This is a genomic window from Thermococcus sp. (genome assembly GCF_027063845.1).
Lineage (GTDB): Archaea > Methanobacteriota_B > Thermococci > Thermococcales > Thermococcaceae > Thermococcus.
On sequence record NZ_JAMOQU010000084.1, the window covers coordinates 1 to 23,611 of the forward strand.

A 23,611-nucleotide genomic window follows, 5' to 3' on the forward strand; every position below is an offset into this window, starting at 1 on the left:
GCTTCGCTCCTTCCTTCCGCCCCAGTGCTCCACCAGAAACCCGGTTGACCTCATCGCCGATGCCGACTACGAGCGCTATAAGAGGACGATTGAGGTTGTATGCAATGACGAGAACGTTGATGCCCTCCTGGTAATCTGCGTCCCGCCGATTTTCATTCCGAGCGAGGAGATAGCTAAAGCCGTAATCGAAGCGAAGTGCGACAAGCCGGTGGTGGTTAACTTCATGGCCGGCGAGCTGGTTCGCGGTGGTGTGAAGCTCTTGGAAGAGAACGGAATCAAGAACTTCCCGACGCCGGAAAGGGCGGCGAGGGCCTTGCGCTGGCTCTCGCTTCGCTAACCTTTTAAACTTGAAGTCCTCTTCAATTTTTGGTGGTTCTATGGACGTCTACAGGCTCCTCTACCCGATGAGGACGTACATCGTTGTCGCGGGCAGGGGAGACGAGACCAACGTGATGGCGGCCGACTGGGTTACGGTTCTCTCCCACGAGCCCACCCTGATAGGGGTCGCAATCTCACCCAAGCGGTTCACTTGGGAACTCGTCAAGAGGTACCGTGAGTTCGTGGTCAGCGTTCCGAGCGTTGAGATGCTCGACGACGTCTGGGTGGCCGGCACAAAGCACGGGCCGGGAAAGTTGCGCGAGACTTCCTTTGAGCTGGTTCCATCGGGGAGCATTGAGACCCCGAGCATCGGGAACGCGCTGGCCAACCTCGAGTGCAGGGTCGTTGACGAGAGGGACTACGGCGACCACACGTTTTTCGTGGGTGAGGTCATTGGGTTCTCCTATTCAAAAAAGGCGTTCCCTTCAGGGAAGCCTCACCTCGGGGCGGGATTCCTCGCTCACCTCTCCTGGATGGATTTTGTAACTTTTAGTAACAAAATATACCGCCCCGGGAAAGGCCGGTAGCCTTTTATATCCAACCTCTTCATCTTTGACCGTCATGATAGCTCTCGGTATAGAGGGAACCGCACACACTCTCGGCATAGGCATTGTGACTGAGAAGGAAGTCCTTGCAAACGTATTCGATACTCTCACCACCGAAAAGGGCGGAATTCACCCGAAGGAGGCCGCTGAACATCACGCGCGCCTTCTCAAGCCCCTTCTCAGAAAGGCCCTTCAAACGGCTGGCATAACGATGGAGGACGTTGACGTTATAGCCTTCTCCCAGGGGCCCGGTCTCGGCCCCGCTTTGAGGGTTGTGGCTACGGCGGCGAGGGCTTTGGCGATAAAGTATGGCAAGCCAATCGTTGGGGTAAACCACTGCATAGCCCACGTCGAGATAACCAAGATGTTTGGGGTTAAAGACCCCGTCGGGCTCTACGTCAGCGGTGGAAATACTCAGGTTTTGGCCCTTGAGGGTGGCCGCTACCGCGTCTTCGGCGAGACCCTTGACATCGGCATAGGAAACGCGATAGACACATTCGCCAGGGAGCTCGGCATCGGCTTTCCCGGTGGTCCAAAGATTGAGAAGCTCGCGCTTAAAGGTGAGCGCTACATAGAGCTTCCCTACGCGGTTAAGGGAATGGATTTGAGCTTCTCAGGTGTTCTAACAGAGGCCGTCAGGAAGTACCGCACGGGAAAATACCGCGTCGAGGATTTGGCATACTCCTTCCAGGAGACGGCCTTCTCCGCTCTGGTCGAGGTCACGGAGAGGGCCCTGGCACACACCGGTAAAGATGAGGTCGTTCTCGTCGGTGGAGTCGCAGCTAACAACCGCCTCCGTGAGATGCTTAAGATAATGGCCGAGGACCGCGGTGTGAAGTTCTTCGTTCCGCCCTACGACCTCTGCAGGGACAACGGGGCGATGATAGCCTACACCGGTCTGAGGATGTTCAGGGCTGGAATAAGGTTCTCGCTCGACGAAACCATCGTAAAGCAGAAGTTCAGAACAGACGAGGTTGAGGTGACATGGAGCTGATAGTTTCCCCGTATATTCTGGTCATTGACATCCTGCTCGCCGCTGCCATCGGCTACGCGTTCTTCTTCATGCTCAGGCGCCTCAACCGCTATGACCCCGAGCTGAACACGATGGTGAAGTACTCGGTTATTTTCTTGGGTATCGCTGAGGTTGGAAGGATAGTCGATATCATTGACGATTTTTGTTGCCAGTCTCCTGCCCGAAACTTTGAGATATTTGCCTACTTAGTCTCTATAATCGGTGTCATTTACACCGTGATTTACTATATCCGACTAGTTGAGAATCGCTACATTCCGGCTCCCCCGAAGAGGGCTCAGAAGTCCGCCCTTGGTGCCCACATTGTCTTCTCCAAAAACAGGTTTCTCGACGTTATTGAACTCCTGAAGAGTGCAGACTTCCCTGTTCTGGCCGTCACAAGGTCCCCGGGGATGTACGAGGGCTTTGACAACGTCTCAACCGTATGGGTAACGCAGGTTTCCGGAGGTGTGAATCCCACCGCTCTACACGTTCTTCACGATGTTATTCTCCGTTTCGTCCGCGATAACCCCGGCTCTGTAATCTTGATTGACTGCGTTGAGTACCTGCTCCTATACAACGACTTCAGAACGGTCTTCAAGTTCCTCACGAACCTTAAAGACCACGTCGTTCTCCAGCACGGCTCGGGTCTCGTAATCTTCGTTGATGACTCCGTTCTGAGCGAGCAGGAGAAAGCCCTCCTCCTTAAGGAGTTCGAGCCCCTTTAAAACCTCTTCTTTAGCCTCAGCGTGTATTTCGGGTAGATTTCCTTCGTAAAGCGCACGAACTTCGCCTTCCTCGGCGAGAGCTTTATCGTTATCTCGGTTTCGGGGGGCAGGTAGGTGTAGAACTGACCGTCTATGGCGAGCACTATCTCCCTCTTCAAGGCCATGTTACGAACGTCTATTCTGCTCTCAGCCGGCACTACCATCGGTCTTGAGCTCAGAGCTATGGGTGCCAGGGGAGCTATCACAGTAACGCTGAGCCTCGGGTCAACGAACGGTCCTCCAGCGCTCATCGCGTAGCCGGTTGAACCTGTGGGCGTCGAGATTATGAGGCCATCCGCCCGAATCTCGTCGGCGAGTCCACCGTCTATGTAGTATTTCAAGTGGATTATCTTGCCCGGGATTCCCGTGAGGATTGCCACCTCGTTCAGCGCGTCCGGGACGCTGGCTTCTCCGTCGAGGTAAGTCCTGAGCTTTATGCGCTCGTCTATATAGTACTCTCCCCCAATCAGCTTGCTTATCGCGAAGAAGGTCTCGTGGGGCTCGACTTCCGTGAGGAAGCCGAGGGTACCCATGTTGACGCCGAGGATTGGGATGTCCCTCTTTGTTTTATGCTCTACCCTGAGAATCGTTCCGTCACCGCCTATGACGATTATGAAGTCCACGTCAAAATCTTCAAGCGGGAGAACATCAACCTCCTCAAACTCCTTCAGGTGCCTGTATGTGTCATCGTCAACCACAACATCGTAACCGCTAACCTTGAGAAAATCGTAGACTCGGTAGGCCAGCTTCAGGGCCTCTGGCCGGTCCCTCCTCGCAACGACGCCAAACTTCATGGCAATCCTCCTTATTTACTGTCCTTCTCCATTAAACCTTTTCTCCTCAGCTTTGCCCCGAAGTGCGTCGTCACGAGGGCCCCGAGGGCCGTTGGGAGCCAGTAGGAGATTAGCCTGTCGAGGAGTGTTGCTGTGACAGCTACTTCCTTGTCTATTCCGAGGAGGACGTATACCGCTGAGTTTATGGTCTCGGTTATTCCCGCTCCACCGGGGATGACGCTCACCATTCCGACGATCATCCCCACCATCTGGACGACCATAACGTCCACGAGGGAGACGGGGTAGTTGATGGCCCTGAAGGCGTAGTAGGTTCTTATTATGGTGGTGAGCCATGAGGCTGTGGAGTAAATCAGTGCGAGAAGAAAGACCTTTTTGTGGCTCATCAGGAACCGGAAATCGCTCTGAAACCTCGGCACGTCAACTTCAACAGTTCTTTCAAATTTCTCACGGTATTTTTCGGCTTTTTTTGGGGTGAGCCTTTCAAAGAGCCTAAAAAACCAGCGGAGGGCTCCCTTTGTTTTTCTCTCGCTCAGTAAGATTCCCAGTGTGAAGAGGATGAGTCCCGCGAAGACCAGGTCGAGCAGTACAATGACTGCCGTGAGCGAAAGCGAACCGAGCCTGTACACGTAAGCCGTCGAGAGGGCGAGCATCGTCACGACCGGGATGAGGTCGAGGATTCTGTCCATCATCACCGTCGCGAACACCTGGCCGTAGGGTTTCTTCGCGTCCTTTGCCAGGAAGTACGTTCTAACGGGCTCTCCTCCTCCCCTTGCTCCGGGTGTGATGTTGTTTACGAATATGCCCGCCAGTAGGGCAAGTAGAATCTTCATAAAGCTCGCCCTCACTCCGAGGGCGTTGAGGAGAACCTTCCAGCGCAGGCCCCATGTAACGAGCCCGAGGACGTACATGAGGACCGCGAGCAGGAAGTAGTCGAGCCTCGCCCTGGCGAGAATCTCCACTACGTCTTCTATCCCGGCCCACCAGAGGAGGAGCGCAATTATCGCTATTCCCACGGCCAGCAGGGAGTACTTCTTCATGCTCACACCTTCCTGAGCCTTGCTATGAAGAAGCCCTGGGTCAAGTGCCTGTTGGGGTAGAAGCGCTGAACATTCTCAAGTCCGATTCCTTCGGAGCCTATGAAAACGGCCTGCTCCTCCAGCTTTAGGCCCTTCTCAAGCATGAACTTGACGTTGGCCTCGTTCTCCTCGTAGCTCAGCGTGCATGTCGAGTAAACCAGAACTCCTCCTCTCCTTAGAGATTTTATAGCCGCCCAGATGAAGGCCCTCTGGTAGCGGGCCGTAGAGACTATGTCCTTCGGCGTCCTGCTCTCCCAGAGCTTCGGCCTTATTCCTAAAGCGGTGCAAGGGGCGTCGAGGAGTATCTTATCGGCCTGAAGCCCGAGTTCAGGCAGTTTCCTCGCGTCCATCCTGATGAGCCTGACATTCTTGACGCCGAGCCTTTTCAGCTCTTCATTCATTTTCCTCAGTCTGTTTCTGGATTTGTCTATAGCGATTATCTCGCCCCTGTTCTGGAGGAGTTGCGCTATGTGGCTCGTCTTTCCGCCCGGTGCTGCAGCCATGTCGATTATCAGCTCCTCCTCGCTCGGCTCGAGGACGTGGGCGACCACCATGGACGGTAAGCTCTGGGCGTAGAACAGGCCCTCCTTGAAGCTCTGGAGTTCACTTAAACTTGGGAGTCTGAACTTTGGCAGGGTAACCTCAACGGCCAAACCCCTCGTCGAAACTACCATCTCCTTGGCGCTCATTCTTGCCACTCCAATTCCGACGAGCAGGCCCCTCGGGTCCCTAATCTCGACCTCGTCGCCGGGCCTTATGCTCTTGTCCGCCTGAAGGACTCCCGGCGCGTAGAGGTTCGCCCCTTGGTAGACGCTCTCGCTCGCGAACTTGTTGGCTCTCACGACCTTCAGCCCCGGCTCGTAGTCGTCTGGAAAGTTGGGGCCTTCCCTCTCGAAGTAGATGCCCTCCTTGAGGTAGGGGCTCCTCTTCGGCTTCAATCCCTCCCGCCTGAGGATTCGCATCAGCTTGTCCCTGCTCGTCTTTAGGGTGTTCACTCGAATGTAGTACTTCTCGACCGGCGTTCTGAGCGATGCCATTATCTCCTCTGCCTCGCTCCCGAAGAGTTCCCTGTAGTACTCCCTGAGCTCCGCCGGAAAGGCTTCAAAGGTCGAAGATTTCCCATTCCCTTCCAACGTCAATCAGCCTCTCAAGGCCTTTTTTGAGCGCCTCAACGCTCCCAAAGTTCGCCTCGAACTGGAAAACCTTTTCCTTGCTCCCCTCAATCCTCTCAAGGACATCACTCGGCGAGACCCTTCCGTCGCGCCTCCAGTTGTAGACGTCGCTCAGGAAGTTCTCGCTCCCATAGATGAAGCTCCTCGGGAAGAGTTCAAGGAACAGGCTAAGGAACCCCTCGCTTATCCTCTCCTTTGGAACGGCAACGACGAAGTAGTAGCTCTCAGGCGTCGCCCCGACCTCAATCTGGGGCTTTACCTCGAAGGCAGGGTGGGGATAGTTCATTCTGACCCACTCGCCGTCGAGGAATATGTAGGCTCCAAAGACCTCCTCTACATCTTCCACCTTAAAGCCCTTCTCCGGGAGCTCGGCCTTGAGTTCATCGTTGAGCGTGAATATGTCATCCCACAGCCTGTTGAGAAACTCGTGGATTTCCTTAACGTTCATCCCCCTCACCGTAGGGAGAAAAGGGAAGGAGGTTTAAAAGTTCACCCTCTGGAGAGCTTCTTCGAGAGCTCCTCGAGCGCCTCGTTGAGGCTCTCCATTATGTCCGTCTTCACGGTCTCCTGCTGGCTGGGGAGCTTGAAACTGACCTTCTTTCCGAGAACGGTGGTCGTCATGTAGATGTCTATCCTGAGGGTGCTTTCCTCGCCGTTCTTCACGTGTATTGCCCAGGCCTTGGGGATGGTGGTTTCATCAATCCTCGTCTCGATCGGCAGTGTTGCGTATCCCTTGGGTGGTATAACTATCGTCTGCTCGGTGTTGCCCTCCCCGATTTTGATTCCGTTGGCGTAGACTTCAAAGCTCACGTTTCCTATTGGTATGGAGAAGTCGTTTGGGTTGTAGAGGCGCAGGTGCGCCATCAGAAAACCCGTGTTCTCGACTTCACCCTCCCACTCAACCTTTGTGCCCACGAGGGCGGGCGTTTTTACCAGTCCCCCGAGGAGGTCCTTGCTCTCCGCCGTGAAGTTTAGTTGCCCGAGGATGTCCTGGTTTATCTCCTCCTTGCGGTTAAAGCTCAGGGGAATAACACCTAAAAACTTCCCGCCGAGGGAGACAATGGCAGTTCCCCTCTGTCCGCTGTTGAGGTAGTTGACGAGGGCCTTTATAAGGTTGTGATTGTCAATGGCCACAACTCCCTCGGCCGATGTTCCCGTGGGGCTGTATTTGAACTCCAAGAGCCGGGCGACCTCCATGCCCATGAAGTCCACGCTCAACCTCTGGATTTCAACTGGAAGGAGCAGGGGTTTTTTCCATTTCCCTGTTATTACTATGCTCGTCACGCTTTCGTTTGCTGTCCCCCACTGCGCGCTCAGCTGTGGACTCGCCGTCAGGGCCGCGTAAATGACGTAGCCACCCCACAGGAGAAGTAAGAGAAGGATGAGCCCGATGGCTTTTTTTATCAGCCCCATACTCCCTCACCTTACCTTATCATAGGACCCCCATCACTTATAAAGTATTCTTCCCTTCAATGTTACGGGTGGTGAAATGGGCTGGCTCTCCTCGATTTTCTGGGCGTTCTGGTACATCCTCCCCGCTTACTTCGCCAACGCCTCCCCTGTCCTCGTCGGCGGTGGAAGGCCAATAGACGGTGGGCGGAAATGGAGGGACGGGAAACGGCTTCTCGGAGACGGAAAGACGTGGAGGGGCTTCATCGGTGGCGTTGCGATTGGAACGCTCGTTGGGATAATCCAGTACTTCATAACGCCTGACTTCTACGGCTCACTCGGAACTGCAGTCAAGCTGGCATTCCTGCTCTCCTTCGGCGCGCTCTTTGGCGACCTCGTTGGTAGCTTCTTCAAGAGGCGCGCAAACCTTCCGCGCGGGGCCCCGGCGATAGGCCTCGACCAGCTCGGCTTTCTCATAAGCGCCCTGGCCTTTGCATATCCTGTCAAGACCCTTTCCAGCGGGCAGATTATATTCCTCCTCGTCGTCTCGCCCTTCGTTCACTGGGGGGCCAACTACTTCGCCTATAAGATGGGCTGGAAGAGCGTCCCCTGGTGAACCTTCGCGGTTTCTACACTTTTTGCTAACTATCGCTAATAGTGTACAAAATCTGAATAGAAAAAGTATTTATATCCACTTTCCATTGTAATGATGGTGAACCTTGATGAAGACGGCTCTCGGGTTGGTTATGGTCTTAATGCTATTGAGCTGGAGCGTTGCCACTGTGCACCCAGTTATGGCGGCCGTTTCAACGAACGAAACCGAGACCACAGCTTATGATGACTTCTGGAGAATCCTCAACGATGAGGCTTACCTTGTCGTTGCCTTCAACGATAGCCTCTCCAGCGGGAATCCCAACGCAACCCTTGCCCAAAAGCTAATAGAGAACTCCCGCCAGGGCGAGCTTAACTCAGCAAACATCTCGGCCCAAATCTGGCTCGCGCTTGAGGAGCTTAAAAAATCCGGAGTAAAATTATGCTATTCCGCCGATGAACTTAAGAAGATGGCCGAGGAGATAAAGAAGAACGGCCTTCCGGCCGAGACGGTAAACGAACTGAAAGCCCAGGGCTGGACCGATGATGAAATCAAGGCGCTTGAGGAATACATTGCGAAGAACGCGGACGAAATAACCAGCGGTTTTGACATGGGAAGTTTCCTTACCAATTTCTCACAGGCCTTCGTGATGGTCGGTTTCAAATACGCCGACTATGAAACCTGGGCCTTTGAAAAGTGGAAGTGGTCTAATCCTGCAAAGTCCAAAGCTGATGCTATGAAAACTTACGGAAATGCTCCAAAGAAAATCGTTCCTGACCTTGCAGACCAGTGGTCGAAGTTCTATCACGCTTATCTCTCGGACGATGTGAATGGAATGTCCTCGGCCCTTGGTTCTATGGAGAAGACCATGGATTCTCTCCTCATCAACTCCCTCTGGACGACCGTTGATGATGGTGGTATTATCGTCCAGAATCTCGCTGAAGACAGGATTGTGAACAATCACATTACCCTCTATGGTACAAACTACTACTGGCCCACCGCCGTTGAGGCTTACAAGCAACTCCGCAGGGTTTACGTCCTGGTAAACGCCATAAAACTCGGAAACGGCAATCCTGAGATAAGGGCGATGCTCAACAGGGAAGTTGCCGAGCTCAAGGATGCTCTGGTTGCTTACGTCAGGCAGAGCACTTCAGCGACTCCTTCCCCGAGCCCATCCCCAATACCTGGTCCCTGTTTCCCTAACAAGTGTGATGTTGCCCTAACTACTTCCGGAGAGCCCATTCCCTCGTCCTCTCTGACGTCTACTAAAACCAGCACCTCCCAGCCGACCGACGTTGCCCTTGATGTGAACAGCAACTACGGTTACATCTCCATAAAGAACGTAAGCGTCGTCGTTGATAATGTTACCTCAACCAAGGCCACTTATCACATTGAGGTTTCTTTTAAGGCCGAGCACAACGCTGTTTCCGACGTTAAAATAAACCTCACAGATTCCAGTGGAAGTGACTCAGTTAAATACTCGATGGTCCACCCCGATGATGGCATTAAAGTGTGGAAGAGCAAGAAGTTCACGGTTAACTTCAACGGAAAAACACAGGTTACCGTAAGCGGAACCGTCAAAATCAGCTACCTTTCAACTCCCACACCACTTCCGATGTCAAACCCCTCACAGCCAACCGTTTCGTCCTCCAGCTCAAGTTCCGATGTTCAGGTTGCTGTGGAAAGTTACTCCAAAACTATAACAGCAAACCTTAAAATTGACCCCTCTAAGGTGTTTTTTGCGATAGTCCCGTCCAAAACGGAGATAACAGAGGGTTCCTCAGTGTCCTTCACAATCAAAATCAGGAACGAGAACGATGTGCCGATTTCAGGTCAGTGGAGCTTCCACGCTTCCTACAAGGACAGCAGTTACAAAACCCACTCCTTTGACAGGAGTGGCTCCGTTACAGTCCAGGCCCACGACACGGTGAGCATCTCAGTTGGTCCAGTGGTATACCCAGTTCATGGAACCTACGGTTATTCGGGAAGCTTTAAGTTTGGGCCCAATCTGATGTATTCGAGGGATAACAGTAGTGAGATAGTTGTCGTTGTTAGTTCCGGCACTCCATCGCCTTCGCCTACTCCCTCCACTGGAAGGCTTAGGATAGTCAGCGTAACCCCTGAGCCTGCCTACCCGAAGGAGGGCGATACTGTGAGCTTTGATGTCAAGATTGACAGCAGTTATCAGGACACCAAGAGAGCCATAGTCAAGCTTTATGTGGATGGTGGGCTTAAGGATTCAAAGAAAGTTGACGTTAGCACTTCTGGTGCTTCCGTGACTCTGCAGTGGCTTGCTCATGCTGGGGAGCATTCCTACACCGTCAAGGTTTATAGGCTCGTTGATGGCCAAGAGCTGTTCGAAGACTCGCGGAGCAGGAAAATTGATGTTAGGAGGGCTTATCAGCAGTTTGCTGTTAAGCTGGAGGCTTTCCCGACGGAGCTTGAGGGTGGTGGAACGGTGTTCTTTACGGTGAAGGTGTGGAACTTTGCGAATGATGCTTTGAACGTTCAGTTCCATGTTGTCAATGAGAGTGGAAAGGTTGTCTATCCCCAGAAGGGGGGATGGGTGTCCAAGTATATCCCCAAGGGGGCTGAGAATTACACTCTCACATCTTTTGACAGGGATGTCTTTGGGATTGGAGACCACACTTACACTGTAGTGGCCAGAATCTCCGGAGAAGAAGAGAACGACAGCGTAACGATTAAAGTGACACCCTCAAACGGAACGCTAAAACAGGTGGGATTTGAGTGCAGTGATTTATACTTTAAATATGACATGGGTAATTACAAAGCAGCCTTGACCTGCAGGTTATCTATATTTAACGGATACCCTTATCCTGTTTTCATAAATAACTCTGTTGTATCTACTATCAGCATATCCCCTAAAACTTTAGCAAAGTATCTAAGATCTAGAATTTTAATAGATACAGTCTCTAACAGAACTATCCTCTCTAAAAGATACCTAACTATAGCCTCTACCGCATATTTCTTTGTACCTAAACAAGATTTGCCTCTATTATTATCCAAAATATTTCCTCAGTTGGCAGATGCAGGAGCAGATGTGAAAGTTGAGAACATTGTTATTCATACAACCACTGCAACTGTCAACATGACATATAACCTGACCCTGGATATTCAGGGAGAGCTTAAAATAAAAAGGTATCGTGTAACCTCGATTATCCACGTAAAAGTTGATCAGGTAGCGGTTGTGGCTGATATTCTTGCAGATGTTGGATTAACTTATGGAGCATTTAAGGGAGTAAATGCTGTGACAGATGTTAGTTTGTTCAAGAAATTCATAACGAAAGTTCCTCCTAAATATAGATACGCTCTTGGATTTTTAGGTCAAATAAGCCTGAATGATATTAAAGAACAGATTATAACTACTGTCTCGGGGTGATAGGCCATGAGTAAAGTCCGTGAAAAACCATGTTTGCGTTCTTTTTTCTTATTTTTAGCCTCCTTCATCCCTTATACGCTACTGTTGGTAAATACAACTAAGCCTTTGAGCTGGGTTATCACTATGCTCTTTATTCCGGTCCTATTGGCTATATTGTTTTTCTTTATCTTTGGAAAAAAGAATTTGAGATTGGTTTTGTTCTTCTATTATGTTTTGTTGGGAGTTCCTGTATTAAGATTTCATAGCTCTTCGTTTTATCTCACTGTCATTACTTTTTTGATAGCGCCTCCACTGTGGTTGTTTGCTTATAAATACCTATGCAGTTGCCTTGAGTATTATCTCGGAAAATTTGAAATTAAAGCTCGGAAAAACCAACTGGTAGGTTTTATTTCGATTGTTGTTTTTCTTGTTGCTATGAACTTTTTAGTATTTCATTCCGACATAGCAGACGCGATAATGTATTCTCTTGCACTGTTCTCCCCAATTCCGATAGGGCTCCTTGCAGGTAATTTCCTATGGGGGCGAAATTTTGTGCATGATGACAATAAATGTAATAAAATAACTACTTGCTTGTTTCTTTTTTATGTTGTCATGTCTTTGAGTATATACCATATCAACATGAGAAACCTTCTATCTCCACTGGCCTTGTTTCTTTCTCCAATTCTCTGGCCGACAGCGTTCATGTACCTATGTGAATGGTTAAAGGCGCCTAGTGAAAATAGGGGTGAGGCTTCAACATGAAAGTTAAAGTGAAGCCCTCAAACGGACGCTAAAACAAGTGGGGTTTGAGTGCGATGATGTTCGTTTTGACTTTAAAGACAGGGCTTACAGGGCAACACTCTCCTGCAGGGTTTACCTTTACAACCCTACCGAAAAAAATGTTGCGGTTAGGGATGTGACTGTAGTGAATAAACATTATTCGCTTGGTGACTTGGAGGATGTACCCTTAGGTAGTCTAAACGTTGGAAAGTGGAGTGTTAACCCAGAATCCTTTGACTTGTCTCCTCAGGGAGTGGAGACAGTAAACTTTAAGCTCCCTCTGGAGATTTCATCGTGGGCTCCGATAAGCATTGCAGATGCCACTGAAGTAGTTTCCAAGGATGGTAAGTATGTCATGATAAGTTTCAACTACAGTCTCGGCTACAGTTACGACGGAAGCGAATGGAACCAACTCCACTATGAAGTTCAAACAACCGTGAAGGTTACAATGGATGCCAAAACCGTTGCGGCGGACTACCTACTCAGCGGATTTGCGGCGGTAGTAGATCCAAACACCGCAATTAGCTTTCAGATAGGGTCAATGAGAGTCTCGGGTATACGTCTCAGTTTAAAGTTGGGTTTTGACCCTGTGGCATTATTGTGGAACGGCTGGTTCAAACCATGGATACTGGAACACACATGAGGGGGTATTTATATGAAGAATCATTCAATTTATTGGGTTCTCATACCTTTAATTTTTCTTTTTATCTGGGAAGGAATCGAGTTCGGATACAGCGAGGCCTTTAATTCTGCAGTTCTCACTTGTTCTGGCGTGCTCTTGGTAGGTTTTGTGTATATCCTCCTGGATAAATTGAAATGCAAGGCCTACAAAGAACCGTATGCGCGACTTGGAGTTGATATCCTCCACGAGTTTCTTTCCGGAAAACGCGGGTTAGCACGGCAACTTTTTGGGATTTGGATTTTCTTCGCATTGCCGTTTGCAGTATTTGGAAGTAGTACCTCAAAGTTGCACTTTTGGGGCTTCATACTGCCCATCACGTTGATTGGAACACTGTGGTTATACTTTGCTGTGGATTGGGAAAGTTTGAGATGTAATGATAAACGGACCAGTTAGGAAACTATTGAGAACGACAGAAAGGTGAGCAAAATGCGGAGTCAGTGGGAGTTTTTATGGCTTGCTTTGATTTCTTTTTCCTTACTGTATCAGAGCGTTTATTTTGGGGTTTTCCCTGCTATCAAAACCTTAGTTGGGGCCTCCTTGGGAGTGCTGGTGGTGTGGATTATATGTACTGCAGGCAGAAGACTAAAGCCTGACAAGCATACCCACTGGCTCGTTTTGCATTTAATAGGCTATTATTACACATCAGGTGCTAAGGGACTAGTTAGACAAATATTTGACCTGTTAATCTGGTACTCTATCTTTGGAATACTTTATAAATTATCCCCTTGCCCATATGTCGGTTGTATTTTCTCTCTCATTTCTCTCTCAGTATTTATCTTTGTGGCAGGATTAATCGGAATTACGGTCCCATGGGTAAGGAATGAGTGCCATGGCACTACATAGACTACTTCAGGAGGGACTGAAAAATGGAGCCAGTGTATATAGTCTCTCTCCTTCCCCTTTTGGGTCTTATTGCATATCCTAACTGGAAGAGGGTACTTCAGCTTTCTTTTGCTTTTTCATTGCTGTCTCTGGAATTGTTAACGCTTACCAAAGCCTTTGAGAACCCTTTCCTCGGCTTGGGATTTGGATTTCTTTCGTTTGGGATACCATATTCACTGATTACAAGTCAGGCCAAGAAAAACAGAGGATTTCCAAGTGAGGGCATCATTGTGCTCGTCATATGGGTTGTTGCAGTGATTTACCTTGTGGTCAATAAAGGTGTTGGGGACTTTTCCAGCGTTCTGAAGATAGCATCCATAGCCCTGCTGGATGGGCTGGGAGTAGTCTCCTTAAGCCAAAAGCCTGGAAAAGCTTTTACAGCACTAACACTACTGGTACTCTGGGCCTTAATTTGGATTATTAGTGACCACATACTTATGATTTTGGGAATGGTCTCCGTAACATTATACATAGCACATGCAAGGATGGAAACAAGCACTGGACAAGATGAGCTTTGAATTCATGGAGTTGGGGGGTTGAAAAATGAGGGTCAGCACTCGCGTTTCCCTTCCCCTTATTTTCCCTGCGCTTTTGGTTATCTCAACGTTTCAGATAATAACTGAGGTCTCTGGTAGCGAAGATGGAATAGCTGCTGGAGCGCTGTTTTCAGTGGTAATCCTGCCCTTCCTATTTGCTGGCTATTGCCTTGCAAGGGGTAGGGAAGAAATTAAATTGGTGCGCAGTGTGTTGCCCATTCTGGGGTTTTACCCATTCATCTACGCCATTAAGAGCCCGTTTTCGTGGATTTTAGCCGGTCTGGTCATTTTGATTCCAGTGCTCTCAATGAGATACACAGGATTTAGAGACGACCGTACCGAGTTCATCGTCTTTGCCCTTCCGGTGCTGACGTGTTTGGGCATGCATAGTAGGGACCTATCGGCAGTTGGCATAACATTAGTATCGTTGACGTTTTATGCCTTTAGAAAACGGCTGGAACTTCAGTATATAGTCTCGTATGGAATTCTCTGGGTGCTTATAAACTCGACTCATAAAATCGAGCCCCTTGTTTTCGGCATAGGCATCATATTTGGCCTCGCCGTGCTTGTGATGGTTCACTATACCCTTAGAAAGGCTTTGGAGAGAACTTCGGCGTCACAGCATAACCCTGCTGGAGGTGAGGGGCGATGAAGGCGTGTTCAAGAGCCTGGCTTTGGTTTTCCTTGCTTCTTATTTTTGAAGCGGGCTACTCAATCAAGTACGGGCTTGAAAACGGCATTGTAATAATTCTTGGATTCATGTCGGGCATAGCTCTCGTTCCGATTATAGGTTATCTGCTCAAGAATCTTGACGAAGACAAGCTCAAGGTATGAGTGTACGTCCTACATACTGGGCATCACAATTACCTACGAGTACCTATTTGGCAAGAAGGGAACTGTGAGGCAGCTATGGACTGTTTTTATACTGGTTTCTCTTCCCGTCTCGATTCTAACCACGTATGTATCTCCCGTTTCATCCCAGCAGTTTTGGCTATTCCGATGGATATAATCTCAACGGGTATAGCGTATTGCTGGCTAAAAAAGTTGATTATTCCCAAAAAGCCAAGGACGAGATTTTAGAATTTGGTGCAGAGCACGTATGGGGGTGATTTCATAGGTCTAAAAAACCTTGTGAACTACTTAAAATCTCCCTTCGTTTCACTCTCTTTGATATTTCTGGCGCTTATCTTGGTTTATGAATCATCTGGGGACAATGGGATGATTTTGTTCCTACTGATTTATGAATCAATGATGCTCTCAATGTTTCTGCTTGTCATTATGGGAAAGAAAAACCTGCCTGGCGATGTTGATTTTGTTGCCCTTCTAATCGTTTCAATGCCTGCCATTGTTTTACTGTTCAGTGGTACGTTTCTTGGAGTGGTTGCAGGTGTTCTCTTAATTGGGGGATTCTTTAGTGTATATCTCGGGCTCAAGAATAGTGTTGTGAGGGGGCACCTCAGGTTGAAGACAGCCGTAGTGGCTATCTTTTTGCTTAGCTTTGGGTGTTCCCTCCTGCAGGGAGGCCTTGACTCTCTCCTCAGAAGCGTGTTCCAGGGACTCTTCATGGTAGGCCTAATGCTCCTGCTCGCAATCCTCTGGAAAAGCCTGAAATAGCCCTCCTTTCCAAAACGTTTAAAAGATGTGAAAGTTACGAATTCATAATGTAATTAAGGGGCGTTGGAACATGGTCTGGGAGTGCCTACTACTTTACATCTTTCTTTTCATTTCACTGGTCAATCTGGTTATAGCTAAGTCAATACACAGGACTTTGACCATTTTAATTTTTGGAGAGATATTCGTTGCTCTTTTGGTAGGGTTTTCCCGTAATGGTGCTAGTCCCCTTTTGAGTGCCTTTGTGCTGGCTGTTTTCACTTCAATAACCGTGGTGTTCTTTGATGCCGAGTACACCGGTTTGCGGGAGAGAGACGTTAAATCTCGGGACGTTGGATTGCCTCTATTGGTCACGTTAATGGCTATTGTGCTGTTTTATAGGGCTGGGATAATAGCGTCAATCCTGATAGGGTATTTGGGTGTTTATCTGGCGTGTCTTTTCTACTTTGAGTCCAAGAAAATACCTGATGTGCAATATCGGAGATACTATTACCTGCTTAAACTTCCCTGTCCGTTGCTTGCCCCCCTCGCCCTGGTGGAGCAGTTTGGTCTTGTGGTGTATCTGGTGCCCCTCATCGTGTTGCATTACCTTATAACTGTCCTCTGGTTGAAAATTGAGTTTCCTCAAATGATAAAACCCCCAAGAATAACGTGAGGTGGAAAAATGGAAATCGATTATATTGTTCTTTATTCTCCCCTCTTCGTTAGTGTTGTAATGGCGTTAAAGACGAGATTTTATCAAACGGCCCTTTCACTGTTAGTATTCTCCTCGATTTTTGCCGTGTTCCTTCACTATGCCGGTGACCTTCTCGGCACTCTCGTGTACGGTTCAATGCTGGCGTTTCTGCCCGCATACCTGTTCTACATGCAGTATGAACGTTCGCCCAGAAAATTTTCAGAAGATGAAAGAAGCGTAGGCGATGTGATTATGGGTTATCTCTTGGTTTTGTTTATCGTGTTCCTCTTCAAAAGGGCCGGCGCTGGCTGGTGCCTCTCGCTCCTGATGGGTTACTGGGTGCTATACATCCTCATTATCATAAGCTACAGAGACAGCAGGAGAGTGTTTTACTACGCCAAAATTCCGTTCGTGCTTCTTTCCATTGGGGCGCTGGTTGAGGAGTTCGGGTTTCAAAGGGGACTTACTCCGTTCGTTGTGGTGTATCTAATTCTCTTCGCCCTCTGGTTGAAGTTTGACTTGCCTGAGCTAACAAAGGAGCCGAGGATAACTTAGGAGGCGTTGAAGATGAACGGGATTTATCTCCTCTCTGGGTCTGTTATCCCTGCTCGCGGTGGTCTCGGTAAAATTCAGAGGGCTGAGACCGCTGGTCTCCCTCATAACTGTGGTTGTTGTGATGTATGCGGGATTAAAACTGAACTTAAGGAACGTGCTTTTCGTTTGGATAGCGGACGCTGATTTGTTCCTCGCGACCTCTCTGCTAAACATTCACAGGAATGTTTTTGGGCTATCTGAGAGGGACATCAAGAGCAGGGGAGCCCTTATCTCTCTTCCTTATCTTGTTGTGATAGTCACAGTTTCATTTTTCCAGTGTGCCTTTTGCTATTCGTTGCTTCTCCTGTGGTTGTTCCTCTGGTATTATTTCAAGAACAAATGTTTGAACCTAACTCGGAAGTGCATAATGCTTCTGTACGTTCCCACCGTGATTCTCGCCCTGGTGTACAGGACACCTTTTGCCCTGAGCTACGCCATAATCACGTACTGGCTTCAGGGCGAGATTGAGGCCATCAATAGAGAGAACATGAGACGGCCTTCTGGTGATGAAGACTCCACCCACGGGGCTTTAAGTAATATCCCTCGGGATGCCTGGGGCTGGAAAAGGAATGATGAATTAATGGGTGGTTAAAATGCTTGGTGTAACCTAGTCACTCGCCGTAGCTTATGTCTCCGCAATCTTTTCCATTCTTTTTCTCTGGTGTTCCCTGAATCCAGCCCCCCTTTCTCTAGCTTTCTTAATGGAGGTGAGCTACTCGTGGTTAGTCTGACGAAGGCTCCCACTTTGACTCCAGCCATAGTTTTAGTGGTGTATCAATTTTTGAGTGACCTGCAGGTATACACAGAAGGTTATGAAAACACACTCAAAAATCACCTTTAACCTTTTGAAGGCGATTAAAGGGCTGGATACTGAAGGATAGACATCGCGTGAGACGTAGGGACGGTGGTTTCCTTTACATCAGCGAACAAAAATGTATTTAAACTCGAAGTTGTGTCATATCCTGGTGGCGTTGAATGGGCAACATCACGTTCAAGGTGCTCCTCGTGCTTCCCCTTTACCTATTATCGATGGAGGCCCTTCTTCACATCTACGCCCCTAGCTTTGATTTTTCGTTTGTTGTCATAGTCTTGATGCTCCTGCTCTGGAGCGTTGAAGTCTGGTGGATATTTGAGAATGGAAGTGAGGCCATGCCCCTTCCGGTGTTGTTAGTGAGCGCCTTCGCTGTTATATATCTCTCATTTGTGGTTGATGAGCCCCTTAAACTTAGTGTTTACGGAAAAAACGCCCTGTGGGCCTTTCTCTATGCCTATGCAATCAGGAATGGTTACCTGAGGTCATTGAAAAAAAGCGGGTGAGAACACCTCGATGGCTGAGCCTAAGGTAAGGACGTACTAAAACCTGGAGGTGATTGGATGAACTGCCCCGACCCTGATAGAGTCTTTCTCGTCGCGATACTCTACAACCTACTCCTGATTCCAATTGCGATTGTCTTATCTTCCGTCTTCCACGTTTCGGCCAACTGGGCTTTTGTCCTGTTCAACGTGATTATGCTTACCCTCGCCCTGATTTCAACGACTCCCGGCAGAATTCCCGATTCGACGGTGATGAACTTCCTTTTCACTCCCGTTTATACCCTCGCGCTCCTGGAGTCCTTCGCTCTCAACAGGGATGACCTGACGATTTATACCCTTTTACTCTGGGGTACTCTCCTCGGTGTTTCATCGTGGATTATCGCGTGGATTGTTCGGGACACCGTTGTTTCAAGCGAGAGAGCAGAGAAAGTCTTTTACTCTATTCTCATTGTTCTCTCGTGGCTCTTTTTCTACAGGTCACCTCTCGTTGCGCTCTCATACACTCTCTACGCGCTCTACGCCTGCTCGGCTCTGAGGGAACTTCTATGGGGTGTACGGAGGAACGATAAGGTTATGGAGTACTCTGAGGTGGACCTTGGAAAAAGCGCCCTCCGCGATTTTCCTGCCGATGCCTGGGGGTGGAAGAAATAAACCTGCCCAGCAACCCTTTTTAACTTCCCCTCCAACTTTTCCCGGTGGTCGAGATGAAGGTTACCGTTCGCTACTTCGCCCGCTACCGCTCCCTCGTTGGAAAGAGCGAGGAGGAACTCGAAGTCCCCGACGGAATAACAGTGCGGGAGCTTATAGAAATCCTCAAGGAGAGGCACCCCGTTCTCAAGAACAAGGTCTTTGCCGAGGACGACGACTTGGCCGACGTCAACGTCTCGCGGAACGGAAGGTACGTCCGCTTTGATGAGGTTCTGAGGGACGGCGATATAGTTGCGATATTCCCCCCGGTGAGCGGTGGTTGAGATGCTGAGCGAGAGGGAACTGGAAAGATACGACAGGCAGATAATGATTTTTGGAGAGGAAGGGCAGGAGAAGCTGAAGAGGGCAAAGGTGGCAGTTGTAGGCGTCGGCGGCCTCGGGAGTCCTGTTGCCTACTACCTCGCCTCTGCTGGAATCGGGACGCTCCTCCTCATAGACGAGCAGAAGCCTGAGCTCAGCAACCTCAACAGGCAGATACTCCACTGGGAGGAGGATTTAAACAAGAACCCCAAGCCCCTCTCTGCAAAGTGGAAGCTGGAGCGCTTCAACTCGGACATAAAGATAGAGACCTTCGTTGGAAAGCTCACGGCGGAGAACGTTGAAGAGGTTCTTGAGGGCGTTGACGTTATCGTTGACTGCCTCGACAACTTCGAGACGAGATTTTTACTCGACGACTACTCGCAGAAAAAAGGTATTCCCCTCGTTCACGGCGCCATCGAGGGAACGTTCGGCCAGGTGACGACTATAGTCCCTGGAAAGACGAAGAGCCTGCGCGAGATTTTTCCGAGTGTCCGGGAAAAGAAAGGGAAGTTCCCCATAATCGGGGCAACCGCGGGTGTCGTCGGCTCAATCCAGGCGATGGAGGTCATAAAGCTCCTCACGGGCCTCGGCGAGCCACTTCTCAACAGGCTCCTCCTCGTGGATTTGGCTTACAACACCTTCGACGTCGTCGAGCTCAGGTAGACGGTGCTTTCACTTCCTCCTTTTTGTTGACCGAGGTTATCCTTATTGTTCCCTTCCAGAGGCCCCTTTCCGTGACCTTGATTTCCCCGCCGATGCCGTTCGTGGTCGTCGTTGCGAGGATTCCGTAGGTCAGTTTCATCCCCGTAAAGCCCTTCTCTGTGAAGTACAGCTCGGCCGTTGCGTCGGTCACCGTGGTGTTCATCTCTGGCGTCGTGAAGTAGAGCTCCGCCAGTGGGAGAACGAGTTCTTCTGGAACAGAATACACTAGGACAAGGGTGCCGTTTTCTGTGTAGTTGCCCACCGGCTTGAGCTTCAGCAGTTCCCTCGCCAGGGAAACCGGGTTGACCTTCCAGAAGGCTGTGTTGTTCTCAACCGTCACGTTTCCGAAGTTCTCAACGTAAACCTTCTTTCCGATTACAACCCAGGTCGTGTTAAGGGTCACGTTATCGGGCAACGTAGTCGTCCTCGTCTGTATTCTTGCCTTCATCCCGTCGAGGTCGACGTAACCCCTTTCCACTATGATGAGGCTGACATTGGTCTGCTGGGTTATGTTGCCGGCCGTCATGTTTATCCTGAGTTCAACGCTCGCGTTCTCGGTGTACGTGTACTGTTTTATCGCCTGAAGTGCCTTGAACGGGTTAATCGATGTTTTCTCGGCGGGTGTGGCCGTCGACGTAACGCTTGAGGCGCTTTGGGTTGCGCCGGTCTGGGATGCGGTTGGAGATTGAGTTTGAGAGGTGGTCCCTCCAATACATCCCGCTGAGATTACGATGAGTATCAGCAGTAGCACAGTGAGTTTCCTCATGCCCTCACCCCTCCCCGCTCCGAGATGAAAACTTTAAACCTTCCGGGGGTACTCCATTAGGTGGTCGTTGTGAAGGTTAGGCTGACGAAGGAACCCTTCAGCGTTGATGGGGCGATAAAGCTCCTTCGCGTTCCAGAGAGCGGGGCCTACGTTGTCTTCCTTGGCCAGGTCAGGAACGAGAGTCACGGCAAAAAGGTTAGCAAGCTCATCTACGAGGCCTACCCGGAGATGGCCGAGGCTGAGATGGCCAGAATAAGGGAGGAGGCGCTCTCGCGTTTCCAGATTCTCGATATGCTCATATGGCACCGCTACGGCGAATTACCCGTTGGGGAGGACACGATTTTGATAGTGGCCAGCGCAAAGCACAGAAAGGAGGCCTTCGAGGCCTGCTCGTGGGCGATAGACGAGGTCAAGAAGCGCGTGCCCGTTTGGAAGAAGGAGGTTACCGACGAGGGAACCTTCTGGATTGAGGGCGACAGGCAGATTCCCGAATGACTTTTCCGTTTTTTGCATACTATCTTAAATGGTTAACAAAATCCGAATAGAAAAAGTATAAATATGGTTTTTCCTATCGTTTCATGGTGAGGGGTAATGGAGAGGGCTGTTCATGCAGGTTCGGTGTTTCAGGCCATTCCGACTCAGTCGGTGGTTAGTGTCGCCAAGCCGCCGTGGTCAAGTAAGAACCACAGCGGTAAGCTCGAGAGGCTCATCCTCCAGATTGGCGCCGGTAAGGGGAAGTTTTCAGAGGTTGGGGGAATCCCCAGGTCCATCGGTTGCATTGGTAACAACAGGTTCATCCTCCGCAGGGAGCCGATGAGCCTTGAGAGAATGAAGGAGCTTATCCTTGAGTTCAGGAAACTCGGCGGAAAGGAACTCTGGCTGACCAATTACGACAACGTCGAGACACTTCTGGCCCTTGCGGTGTTCGCGAGTGAGCTTGAGTTCCCGGAGGTCTATGCCGTCGTCCTCATAGACGACCTCGACAAGGTTACGCCCGTTGAAGGCGTAAACTTCATTGCGGAACTCAGCTATCCGGAGCACACCCTCGACGAGCTCTCGGCGTACCCCTGGCTCCACGGTGCCCTCGTCGTTGTTCCATCTGAAGAACTCCGCACCGGTTCGTTCCTCGGCAACTTCAACGGTGAGGTCTACCTGGACGTTCTCTTCCCTGGTTCGGCCAGGAGGCTCAACTTCAACGTCATCGAGCTTCGCAGAATCTACAACCCCAGCACCGAGCGCTACCACGACTGCCTTGCTGGAACCGTCGCCGTCACTGCCGAGGGCTACGTTCTGCCCTGCCCACTCCTCAGGAACTACGTGGTCGGCGACCTCACCAGGATGACCCTCAAAGAGGCCGTCAGGAAGAAGAGGCTGAGGGCGTTCTGGAAGATGACGAAGGACAAGATAGAGGCCTGCTCTACCTGCCCGTTCAAGTACATCTGCCACGACTGCAGGGCGCTTGAGTATCAGGCAACCGGCGAGATAGACGGCATGGAATACTGCCCGATGCTCCTCTAAAACTCGAGGATTGAGCGGTACCCACTCCCATCTTTCTTTACCATCCTCTGGAACGCGGTCTTCTTGTTGTTGTCGTTGAGCTCCTTGAAGGACTGCTCGAAGTACTCAACGAGGAGCTTCTCAACGTAGGCGCTGAATTCGAGCACCTTTCCGCCCATGTCCTCCCTTGACGAGAAGAACCACTCAAGGAGATAGCCCCTTCTTGGGAGGTAGCCAACTGAAATCTCGTAGTCTTTGAACTTGTCGAGAACTTCCTCTTTGAGCTCGCTTGCTATTCCAATCACGCCCCTGTCGTGGACGTTCATGTCGACCAGGGGGAAAAATCCAACAAGAATTTTCTTCTCCCGAAGCCTGTTTATCATGTACCTTATCGTCGGTCTCGTCTTCCTGAGGCGCTCCGCTATCCTCTTCATCGGCGTCCTCGCGTCCCACTTCAGGATGTCCATCAAGATTGCGTAGTCGTAGCTCAGCTCCCAGTCGCCCCACTCCTTGGGCTTCTTCGGCGGGGGATAGGCCCAGACCTCGTAGTACTCGAAGTCGTCTGAGTACTTGGCGAGCATCTCGTCTATGTCCTTCACCTGGTCCTTCGGGACGTAGAATATCACCGAGAGCCCGTTTTTGAAGCCGAAAGCAGGATTAACGTAGCCGATGAAGGGGTTCTTGGTCATTCTGAGGGCGACTTCAATCAGCCTATCCGCCGGAACGCTCAGAAATCCCACGAAGCTCTTCAGCCCGAGAAGCCTTATATTGTAGGTCGCGCTCACGACGAGGTACTTGCCGTAGTACCTGTCGTAAATCCTTTTCAACCGGTAGTAATCCAACCCCTCGGCTGACGCTATCTTTCTGAGGCTTTCGAGGGGGTACTTGCTCAGAAGCTCAACGAGGAACTCTATTTCATCCTCTTTTACACCGCCCATTATCGGCACCACCGGGGCGGAAAAAGTTATATCGTTGGAGTATTAAATTCTTCCGGTGGTGTCCATGGTGAAGATAGAGGTAGTTGACATTGAAAAACCCGAGGGGGTCGAAGTCATAATCGGACAGGGCAACTTCTCGATATTCACTGTTGATGACCTCGCGAGGGCCCTCCTCACCGCCGTCCCGGGAATAAAGTTCGGCATAGCGATGAACGAGGCCAAGCCCCAGCTGACGCGCTACACCGGAAACGACAAGGAGCTTGAAGAGCTCGCCGCGAAGAACGCCGTGAAAATCGGCGCGGGCCATGTCTTCGTAATCCTAATGAGGAACGCCTTCCCGATTAACGTCCTCAACACCGTCAAGAACCACCCGGCAGTGGCGATGGTCTACGGCGCCAGTGAGAACCCCTTCCAGGTCATCGTTGCCGAGACCGACCTCGGACGGAGCGTCCTTGGAGTTGTTGACGGCAAGGCGGCCAACAAAATAGAGACCGAGGAGCAGAGGAAGGAGCGCAGGGAGCTCG

General features: G+C 50.2%; 27 protein-coding genes and 1 pseudogene. 21 read left to right on the forward strand and 7 right to left on the reverse strand.

What is annotated here, in order from left to right; translation table 11 throughout:
- The 4 genes and pseudogenes from MVO87_RS06290 to MVO87_RS06305 all read left to right on the forward strand — a co-directional run.
- A pseudogene (locus MVO87_RS06290) lies at positions 1-337 on the forward strand (CoA-binding protein); the annotation flags it as partial.
- Between the two features lie 40 nt (positions 338-377).
- Positions 378-905, forward strand: coding sequence for a flavin reductase family protein (locus tag MVO87_RS06295; protein ID WP_297516235.1), 528 nt, complete (start codon positions 378-380; stop codon positions 903-905).
- Between the two features lie 34 nt (positions 906-939).
- Positions 940-1,917, forward strand: a complete 978-nt coding sequence (locus MVO87_RS06300; protein WP_297516238.1) for a bifunctional N(6)-L-threonylcarbamoyladenine synthase/serine/threonine protein kinase — start codon at positions 940-942, stop codon at positions 1,915-1,917.
- Positions 1,908-2,660, forward strand: a complete 753-nt coding sequence (locus MVO87_RS06305; protein ID WP_297552599.1) for a DUF835 domain-containing protein — start codon at positions 1,908-1,910, stop codon at positions 2,658-2,660. The genes MVO87_RS06300 and MVO87_RS06305 overlap by 10 nt, the downstream gene beginning before the upstream one ends.
- On the opposite strand, the gene MVO87_RS06310 is transcribed toward MVO87_RS06305, so the two are convergent.
- The 5 genes from MVO87_RS06310 to MVO87_RS06330 are packed head-to-tail and all read right to left on the reverse strand — an operon-like array spanning position 2,657 to position 7,154.
- On the reverse strand, positions 2,657-3,493 hold the full coding sequence (locus MVO87_RS06310) for an NAD(+) kinase (RefSeq protein WP_297512701.1): 837 nt from the start codon (positions 3,491-3,493) through the stop codon (positions 2,657-2,659). The two genes, MVO87_RS06305 and MVO87_RS06310, sit on opposite strands and share 4 nt — an antisense overlap.
- Positions 3,494-3,504: 11 nt before the next feature.
- Entirely contained in the window at positions 3,505-4,530 is a 1,026-nt protein-coding gene (locus tag MVO87_RS06315) for a lysylphosphatidylglycerol synthase transmembrane domain-containing protein (protein ID WP_297512703.1), read from the reverse strand.
- A gap of 2 nt (positions 4,531-4,532) precedes the next feature.
- Positions 4,533-5,702, reverse strand: coding sequence for an RsmB/NOP family class I SAM-dependent RNA methyltransferase (locus MVO87_RS06320; RefSeq protein ID WP_297552601.1), 1,170 nt, complete (start codon positions 5,700-5,702; stop codon positions 4,533-4,535).
- On the reverse strand, positions 5,671-6,189 hold the full coding sequence (locus MVO87_RS06325; protein WP_297516210.1) for a DUF3201 domain-containing protein: 519 nt from the start codon (positions 6,187-6,189) through the stop codon (positions 5,671-5,673). The genes MVO87_RS06320 and MVO87_RS06325 overlap by 32 nt, the downstream gene beginning before the upstream one ends.
- Positions 6,190-6,230: 41 nt before the next feature.
- Positions 6,231-7,154, reverse strand: coding sequence for an LEA/WHy family protein (locus tag MVO87_RS06330; protein ID WP_297552603.1), 924 nt, complete (start codon positions 7,152-7,154; stop codon positions 6,231-6,233).
- A gap of 76 nt (positions 7,155-7,230) precedes the next feature.
- On the opposite strand from MVO87_RS06330, the gene MVO87_RS06335 reads away from it, so the two are divergent.
- From MVO87_RS06335 to MVO87_RS06400, 14 genes are all read left to right on the forward strand, one after another.
- Positions 7,231-7,746: a CDP-2,3-bis-(O-geranylgeranyl)-sn-glycerol synthase gene (locus tag MVO87_RS06335; protein ID WP_297516213.1), complete on the forward strand. Its 516-nt coding sequence runs from the start codon at positions 7,231-7,233 to the stop codon at positions 7,744-7,746.
- Positions 7,747-7,852: 106 nt separating this feature from the next.
- Entirely contained in the window at positions 7,853-11,122 is a 3,270-nt protein-coding gene (locus MVO87_RS06340) for a hypothetical protein (RefSeq protein ID WP_297552605.1), read from the forward strand.
- Positions 11,123-11,900: 778 nt separating this feature from the next.
- Positions 11,901-12,524, forward strand: a complete 624-nt coding sequence (locus MVO87_RS06345) for a hypothetical protein (protein WP_297552607.1) — start codon at positions 11,901-11,903, stop codon at positions 12,522-12,524.
- Positions 12,525-13,429: 905 nt separating this feature from the next.
- Positions 13,430-13,963, forward strand: a complete 534-nt coding sequence (locus MVO87_RS06350; protein WP_297513362.1) for a hypothetical protein — start codon at positions 13,430-13,432, stop codon at positions 13,961-13,963.
- Between the two features lie 25 nt (positions 13,964-13,988).
- Positions 13,989-14,633: a hypothetical protein gene (locus tag MVO87_RS06355; RefSeq protein ID WP_297513360.1), complete on the forward strand. Its 645-nt coding sequence runs from the start codon at positions 13,989-13,991 to the stop codon at positions 14,631-14,633.
- On the forward strand, positions 14,630-14,815 hold the full coding sequence (locus MVO87_RS06360; protein WP_297513358.1) for a hypothetical protein: 186 nt from the start codon (positions 14,630-14,632) through the stop codon (positions 14,813-14,815). The genes MVO87_RS06355 and MVO87_RS06360 overlap by 4 nt, the downstream gene beginning before the upstream one ends.
- A gap of 252 nt (positions 14,816-15,067) precedes the next feature.
- Entirely contained in the window at positions 15,068-15,595 is a 528-nt protein-coding gene (locus tag MVO87_RS06365) for a hypothetical protein (RefSeq protein ID WP_297513356.1), read from the forward strand.
- A gap of 70 nt (positions 15,596-15,665) precedes the next feature.
- A complete protein-coding gene (locus MVO87_RS06370; RefSeq protein ID WP_297513354.1) occupies positions 15,666-16,247 on the forward strand; it encodes a hypothetical protein in 582 nt (193 codons plus the stop codon).
- A 9-nt stretch (positions 16,248-16,256) separates the two neighbouring features.
- A complete protein-coding gene (locus MVO87_RS06375; RefSeq protein ID WP_297513352.1) occupies positions 16,257-16,823 on the forward strand; it encodes a hypothetical protein in 567 nt (188 codons plus the stop codon).
- Positions 16,824-16,881: 58 nt separating this feature from the next.
- Entirely contained in the window at positions 16,882-17,454 is a 573-nt protein-coding gene (locus MVO87_RS06380) for a hypothetical protein (RefSeq protein WP_297513350.1), read from the forward strand.
- A 383-nt stretch (positions 17,455-17,837) separates the two neighbouring features.
- Positions 17,838-18,179, forward strand: coding sequence for a hypothetical protein (locus tag MVO87_RS06385; protein ID WP_297552609.1), 342 nt, complete (start codon positions 17,838-17,840; stop codon positions 18,177-18,179).
- 57 nt (positions 18,180-18,236) lie between these two features.
- Positions 18,237-18,827 carry a hypothetical protein gene (locus tag MVO87_RS06390; protein WP_297513346.1) on the forward strand — a complete coding sequence of 197 codons (591 nt, stop codon included), beginning with the start codon at positions 18,237-18,239 and terminating at the stop codon, positions 18,825-18,827.
- Between the two features lie 53 nt (positions 18,828-18,880).
- Positions 18,881-19,147, forward strand: coding sequence for a ubiquitin-like small modifier protein 1 (locus MVO87_RS06395; RefSeq protein WP_297513370.1), 267 nt, complete (start codon positions 18,881-18,883; stop codon positions 19,145-19,147).
- A gap of 1 nt (position 19,148) precedes the next feature.
- The gene (locus MVO87_RS06400; protein ID WP_297513344.1) at positions 19,149-19,847 is read left to right on the forward strand and encodes a ThiF family adenylyltransferase; all 699 of its coding nucleotides are present in this window, start codon (positions 19,149-19,151) and stop codon (positions 19,845-19,847) included.
- Here MVO87_RS06400 and MVO87_RS06405 read toward each other — a convergent pair.
- On the reverse strand, positions 19,840-20,652 hold the full coding sequence (locus tag MVO87_RS06405; RefSeq protein ID WP_297513342.1) for a hypothetical protein: 813 nt from the start codon (positions 20,650-20,652) through the stop codon (positions 19,840-19,842). The genes MVO87_RS06400 and MVO87_RS06405 overlap by 8 nt on opposite strands.
- A 69-nt stretch (positions 20,653-20,721) precedes the next feature.
- Here MVO87_RS06405 and MVO87_RS06410 point away from each other — a divergent pair, with 69 nt between their 5' ends.
- Both MVO87_RS06410 and MVO87_RS06415 read left to right on the forward strand, forming a co-directional pair.
- Positions 20,722-21,147, forward strand: a complete 426-nt coding sequence (locus MVO87_RS06410; protein ID WP_297513368.1) for a molybdenum cofactor biosynthesis protein MoaE — start codon at positions 20,722-20,724, stop codon at positions 21,145-21,147.
- 96 nt (positions 21,148-21,243) lie between these two features.
- Positions 21,244-22,170, forward strand: a complete 927-nt coding sequence (locus tag MVO87_RS06415) for an SPASM domain-containing protein (RefSeq protein ID WP_297552611.1) — start codon at positions 21,244-21,246, stop codon at positions 22,168-22,170.
- Here the strand turns inward: MVO87_RS06415 and MVO87_RS06420 are convergent.
- Positions 22,167-23,087 (reverse strand): Lrp/AsnC family transcriptional regulator, encoded by a 921-nt coding sequence (locus MVO87_RS06420; RefSeq protein WP_297512611.1) that lies wholly within the window; start codon positions 23,085-23,087, stop codon positions 22,167-22,169. The two genes, MVO87_RS06415 and MVO87_RS06420, sit on opposite strands and share 4 nt — an antisense overlap.
- A 64-nt stretch (positions 23,088-23,151) precedes the next feature.
- On the opposite strand from MVO87_RS06420, the gene MVO87_RS06425 reads away from it, so the two are divergent.
- On the forward strand, positions 23,152-23,611 hold a 460-nt coding region (locus MVO87_RS06425; RefSeq protein WP_297552613.1), incomplete at its 3' end, for an adenosine-specific kinase.

Excerpts from the sequence above, each read along its gene's own strand:
- MVO87_RS06295 (WP_297516235.1), top strand. The coding sequence starts at position 378 with ATGGACGTCTACAGGCTCCTCTACCCGATGAGGACGTACATCGTTGTC.
- MVO87_RS06300 (WP_297516238.1), top strand. The coding sequence starts at position 940 with ATGATAGCTCTCGGTATAGAGGGAACCGCACACACTCTCGGCATAGGC.
- MVO87_RS06305 (WP_297552599.1), top strand. The coding sequence starts at position 1,908 with ATGGAGCTGATAGTTTCCCCGTATATTCTGGTCATTGACATCCTGCTC.
- MVO87_RS06310 (WP_297512701.1), bottom strand. The coding sequence starts at position 3,493 with ATGAAGTTTGGCGTCGTTGCGAGGAGGGACCGGCCAGAGGCCCTGAAG.
- MVO87_RS06315 (WP_297512703.1), bottom strand. The coding sequence starts at position 4,530 with ATGAAGAAGTACTCCCTGCTGGCCGTGGGAATAGCGATAATTGCGCTC.
- MVO87_RS06325 (WP_297516210.1), bottom strand. The coding sequence starts at position 6,189 with ATGAACGTTAAGGAAATCCACGAGTTTCTCAACAGGCTGTGGGATGAC.
- MVO87_RS06330 (WP_297552603.1), bottom strand. The coding sequence starts at position 7,154 with ATGGGGCTGATAAAAAAAGCCATCGGGCTCATCCTTCTCTTACTTCTC.
- MVO87_RS06335 (WP_297516213.1), top strand. The coding sequence starts at position 7,231 with ATGGGCTGGCTCTCCTCGATTTTCTGGGCGTTCTGGTACATCCTCCCC.
- MVO87_RS06340 (WP_297552605.1), top strand. The coding sequence starts at position 7,853 with ATGAAGACGGCTCTCGGGTTGGTTATGGTCTTAATGCTATTGAGCTGG.
- MVO87_RS06350 (WP_297513362.1), top strand. The coding sequence starts at position 13,430 with ATGGAGCCAGTGTATATAGTCTCTCTCCTTCCCCTTTTGGGTCTTATT.
- MVO87_RS06355 (WP_297513360.1), top strand. The coding sequence starts at position 13,989 with ATGAGGGTCAGCACTCGCGTTTCCCTTCCCCTTATTTTCCCTGCGCTT.
- MVO87_RS06360 (WP_297513358.1), top strand. The coding sequence starts at position 14,630 with ATGAAGGCGTGTTCAAGAGCCTGGCTTTGGTTTTCCTTGCTTCTTATT.
- MVO87_RS06370 (WP_297513354.1), top strand. The coding sequence starts at position 15,666 with ATGGTCTGGGAGTGCCTACTACTTTACATCTTTCTTTTCATTTCACTG.
- MVO87_RS06375 (WP_297513352.1), top strand. The coding sequence starts at position 16,257 with ATGGAAATCGATTATATTGTTCTTTATTCTCCCCTCTTCGTTAGTGTT.
- MVO87_RS06385 (WP_297552609.1), top strand. The coding sequence starts at position 17,838 with ATGGGCAACATCACGTTCAAGGTGCTCCTCGTGCTTCCCCTTTACCTA.
- MVO87_RS06390 (WP_297513346.1), top strand. The coding sequence starts at position 18,237 with ATGAACTGCCCCGACCCTGATAGAGTCTTTCTCGTCGCGATACTCTAC.
- MVO87_RS06395 (WP_297513370.1), top strand. The coding sequence starts at position 18,881 with ATGAAGGTTACCGTTCGCTACTTCGCCCGCTACCGCTCCCTCGTTGGA.
- MVO87_RS06400 (WP_297513344.1), top strand. The coding sequence starts at position 19,149 with ATGCTGAGCGAGAGGGAACTGGAAAGATACGACAGGCAGATAATGATT.
- MVO87_RS06405 (WP_297513342.1), bottom strand. The coding sequence starts at position 20,652 with ATGAGGAAACTCACTGTGCTACTGCTGATACTCATCGTAATCTCAGCG.
- MVO87_RS06415 (WP_297552611.1), top strand. The coding sequence starts at position 21,244 with ATGGAGAGGGCTGTTCATGCAGGTTCGGTGTTTCAGGCCATTCCGACT.
- MVO87_RS06420 (WP_297512611.1), bottom strand. The coding sequence starts at position 23,087 with ATGGGCGGTGTAAAAGAGGATGAAATAGAGTTCCTCGTTGAGCTTCTG.